This is a genomic window from Phormidium pseudopriestleyi FRX01 (assembly GCF_017313335.1).
Classification (GTDB): Bacteria; Cyanobacteriota; Cyanobacteriia; order Cyanobacteriales; family Laspinemataceae; genus Laspinema; species Laspinema pseudopriestleyi.
In genome coordinates this window covers 1-4,077 of sequence record NZ_JAFLQW010000447.1, presented here as the reverse complement: position 1 = coordinate 4,077, position 4,077 = coordinate 1, and the positions used below count along the sequence as shown (strand labels likewise).

The following is a 4,077-nucleotide window of genomic DNA, read 5'->3' as shown; positions in this document are numbered from 1 at the left end:
TTAGGCTAATACTCAGAGTCAAATAGAAAGGGTGATCGCTCGTCCAAGCGCCATGCATAGCGGTCTGTAGCGCCCCAAACGTTGAAAGTGTCGATTCCCATGACAAGGGCCATGCGTAACAACTCATTGAACGCGATCGCATGAGCTCGTAACTCAACCCGTACCGGAGAGGGGGAATGATTCCATAGGCTGATTTCGGTAAATTGAGTTACGAGCTTTCTATCTTGAATCTTACGCAAAAAACCTTTTAATCCCAGTAACTTTAGAGTTCCTGCAACATTATGGTGTAACTGTACCGATATTCCATCCAAGGGTATCGATTCAACGCGGCAATATTCTATCAATTTCAAGACGCTTTTTTGCTTAGTTAGTCTGTTAATTTTAAACTCTGAGTAAAAAAGTCTGGCATCCGGTCGAGCTTCTTTTGCCCAAAGTAAACAAAGCTGTATCCAATTGGCTCCTAGATGATAACTTAAAATTGTTGCTCTTAAATTTCCGTTATCTTCAAACGCTTCTCCACCAACGTCCCAATCAATTATTTTTGGGTATCTTCTCATCGTCTGAACAATGTAATCTTTTATCGTTGCAGAAAATTGTCGAGATTCCATATCCTTTAACCACTCTGGGATAGAGCGCCCCGAAACCATCAGGTGACCCCGCACAATAAGATTCTTTTTATCCGCAAAATCAACAAACCAATCGGCTTCATTGAAATCCAAGCTATGAGTTTTTTTTGCTACCCTGCCTAACTTTAGGGAATTAGTAGGGGTGAGTAAATTGAAGTTTTCAGTTAGCAAGTGCTGCCATCTTTCATCTTGACTTAGCGCTTTAAAATCCTCCCCGGTTCCTAGCTTTAAACTTGAGGGGATTAAGGGCTTTAAGCTCATAAAACTTCCCCTTTTTTTAGGCTTTAACTAATTTGAAAAATAATGCCCGCGCCCTGACTTGTTGATTAAACAAGGGAGCAAACGGGCTCGGTCCTGTCCAAAACATCGGACCAAAACTAATTGAGAGATTACGGCGTAGGGGCGGGGGCGGGGCTGCCAGTGCCAGCGCCCACAGAGTTCTGGTTGCTGGTTAAGTAAACATTAGTCTCTAAGCCATCAAAAACGGGAGTAGGAATAAGCGGGGTACGCCAAATGTATTTTCTATCCCACGGCGTGACAATCCCCATGATTTTAGTTGCCGCTGTTTCAACAATTTCACCCTTACCCCCGCGCCTACCTTGTTGATAAGCCATGCTCGAAGAAAAGCAACTCCAATCGTCCTAGATAGGGAGATAGAGACGCTATTTCGGGGAATACTTTCACTTACCAACGCACCCGTGCTCGGATCGTAATAGGATACCGGGATTGGCGTCGCCGGGATAAGGAGGATTTTATATTGGTAACTTCCTCTTTGCCCCTTGATAGCAAATTCCTTCCCTGCATTTACCTGGTTAGAGTTATTTGTATTGTTGAATACTCCAACGCGAGGGGTTGCAATAGACAGCCCTAGCCACTGAGCAACATAATCTTTGATAAAGCAGAGATCGTTATCAACTTCGGTCTGATTGCTGGCTGTCTTATCCTTAAGAATTCCCGTGATTGCTTCAACGTAATAGCCGGGTAAAGGTCCGTCTCTTAGAGCCATAGAGTCCTCGTTATTTTTGGTATGCTTTTGAAGAAAATAAGCCTATTTTTATCAGCTTCATTGATAGCAATAAGCATTTTACCAGCTTCTCAAGGGCATTTCGTGAGCATCTCGCGGGCTTCTCTCGGGCCTTTCGTGAGCCTTTCGTGAGCCTTTCGCGGGCCATTAGTGAGCCTCACGCGGGCCATTAGTGAGCCTCACGCGGGTCATTGGAACGCTATTAAAATTCCAATGGAATTCCATCACCAGATAGCCTTTCTCTGCACCCCCTTCTTTCTCTTCATAACTATACCGTAAAAATTTCATCAAAAAGGGATAAACGGTAAGTCAACCGCCTATCGAGGGTTAAGGTACGATGTTTTTTAAGATTCATGAGAAAATGCTACAACCCAGTCAAGTTGCCTCTTTACCGCACCCTTACTAAAGTATTTTGCGTACTTGGGATACACTGTTTTTGCTGGAAAACCCGTGCCTGCTATCGGGCCAATTTTAGGGGAAAATTCTGCTATATATGCCGGGTCGATATGGCTTGAAATGGCCCGCAATATTCGTTTAGCTTCGTTAATGGTAGAGGCATAAATTATTACTTTGCTATTGTTTTTTAGGACTAACACCCCTTGAATTGACCCCTTATTAAAATAGATAAAAGGTGGAGTAGTCTGAGGATTTGAATAGCGATAGTGAGGAATTGCTATTGGATATTTAGCTGAACCCAGAGACCCGTCTTCTTTTTCTTCAGCACAAAGTAACACTAATTGAGGTCTCTTCGACTCAGGTTTAATCGGCCAATGCTCTGGAATAGCTGCAATGGCTTCTTTTTCACAATTGGATTTTCTCAAGACTTCTAGCATTCGAGAAATGTGAGCGAGCATTAAACCCATTGCGGGTAAACCTTTACCACTCCCTGAGTAGCTCTTAATTTGAGGGTCATCACATTTGTCACCGATTTCAAAGAGCCAGTTAAATTGAGGTTTTAAATAGACGCCTATATCTTGGGCCATTAAATCGATTTTTCCCTCGACCCTTGTTAATGCAGAGGATTGAGCTAAAACCAAGTCATAGGTTGAGCGCAAAAATCCGCAAACATCGCAATCAAGTGAAGGTGGGGGTGGGGGTGGGGGTGGGTCATCGCTATTCCCAGGGTCATGATCACACCACGGCATCTAGTTATTCCTTGAAAAGTACAGAAAGGCCATGAAAAACAGGCTGGTCAGAATTCCAGAAATACCGCCATAGATTCCCCCTTGGAACTGGGAGCTTAAGTGAGCTTCATGCATTTTTGATTCCAGGGATTCAATCCTCAAAATCAATCCGTCATATTCGTTGCGTCTGAACCGGGCCAGTTCCTCAATTGCTGAGTGCAGTAAGGTAAAACGGCAATTTAAAATCTTTTTATCTTCATTGTCCATCCTTCTCACCTACTAAGGTTCGGTTTCTCTCTTCTTAGTCTAGCTGTCAATTTTTCCGGATTCAAGTGTAACTTTTGGCTAAAATTTAGAGTTATCTCAAAAGCCGGAAACACCTATGAATAATAGGGCGTAGGCGATGTTTTAAGATATTTCAAATGATTATAGTGTAACTTGTGGACCTTTTTCGGTGAAAAGATAAACTTAACTAATGGCTAAAAACAATCGTTTCGGACAAGCCGAAATCTTATCGGATTCAGATTATGCCCGGATATTTAAGCAAATATCGAACCATTCCCATAGATTGCTTTTATCGATCGCCCGATTCACCGGGGAAAGATGGGGTGCGATCGTGCAATTACGGGTGAGGGACTGTTACGATGAGTCAACTCATCGGACCCCCCCAAACTGAGATAACTTTCCGTGCCTCTACTCGCCCCGCATCACCCTACCTCACCCGCACGACTCGGCAAGTCCCGGTACACCCTCTCTTAAGAGATGAACTTGAAAGATTCCACCGGCCGGGGAGCGATTGGCTTTGACCCCGCGCTCGGTTCCCCAGTAAGCACGTCACTTTTCAGGCAGCCGATCGCTGGTTTCGTCTGGCAGTTGCCCGGGCCGGGTTAGAAGCGCGAGGCATCGCAACTCACTCAACCCGACGGACTCTGATTACAAATCTTTCAAGCTCAGGGGTAAGTTTGCCAGTGTTGAGAAAAATCACCGGGCACCTTCGCGATCGCGTTTTGCTTCGTTACATTGAAGTGGATCCGGCTCAAGTAAGCTTATAGATCGCACTACTCTAATAAATCCAATCTATTCGGCTAAAGGCTAGAACTTATGCGTCACCTAAATTTTTCGATAGACCCGACTGGGGATATCCGTGCACTGGATGGGTTTAATCAAAATGAAATATTGACAAGAGCCTTGATCGGGGATTCTAGCGCTACGCTTAAATTCCCAGAAACGCAAAAACTGTTTAAAGGTTATGCCAATTTCACCGTCCCTGGCCTACCTGTGATGGATATGGAACTCGCTAAGG

At 44.3% G+C, this 4,077-nt stretch carries 6 protein-coding genes and 1 pseudogene; 3 read left to right on the top strand and 4 right to left on the bottom strand.

What is annotated here, in order from left to right; genetic code table 11:
• Positions 1-5: 5 nt before the first annotated feature.
• The 4 genes from J0895_RS16790 to J0895_RS16775 all read right to left on the bottom strand — a co-directional run bounded on the left by J0895_RS16790 (position 6) and on the right by J0895_RS16775 (position 2,795).
• Entirely contained in the window at positions 6-887 is an 882-nt protein-coding gene (locus J0895_RS16790) for an endo-1,4-beta-xylanase (protein ID WP_207089189.1), read from the bottom strand.
• 208 nt (positions 888-1,095) lie between these two features.
• On the bottom strand, positions 1,096-1,632 hold the full coding sequence (locus tag J0895_RS16785; protein ID WP_207089188.1) for a hypothetical protein: 537 nt from the start codon (positions 1,630-1,632) through the stop codon (positions 1,096-1,098).
• 165 nt (positions 1,633-1,797) lie between these two features.
• Entirely contained in the window at positions 1,798-1,938 is a 141-nt protein-coding gene (locus tag J0895_RS16780; RefSeq protein WP_207089187.1) for a hypothetical protein, read from the bottom strand.
• A gap of 56 nt (positions 1,939-1,994) precedes the next feature.
• Complete coding sequence (locus tag J0895_RS16775; protein ID WP_207089186.1) at positions 1,995-2,795, bottom strand: hypothetical protein; 801 nt, start codon at positions 2,793-2,795, stop codon at positions 1,995-1,997.
• A 454-nt stretch (positions 2,796-3,249) separates the two neighbouring features.
• On the opposite strand from J0895_RS16775, the gene J0895_RS16770 reads away from it, so the two are divergent.
• From J0895_RS16770 to J0895_RS16760, 3 genes and pseudogenes are all read left to right on the top strand, one after another.
• Positions 3,250-3,450 carry a hypothetical protein gene (locus tag J0895_RS16770; protein WP_207089185.1) on the top strand — a complete coding sequence of 67 codons (201 nt, stop codon included), beginning with the start codon at positions 3,250-3,252 and terminating at the stop codon, positions 3,448-3,450.
• 157 nt (positions 3,451-3,607) lie between these two features.
• Positions 3,608-3,826, top strand: a pseudogene (locus J0895_RS27015) (tyrosine-type recombinase/integrase); the annotation flags it as partial.
• A 49-nt stretch (positions 3,827-3,875) separates the two neighbouring features.
• A partial coding sequence (locus J0895_RS16760; RefSeq protein WP_207089184.1) for a hypothetical protein occupies positions 3,876-4,077 on the top strand: 202 nt, incomplete at its 3' end.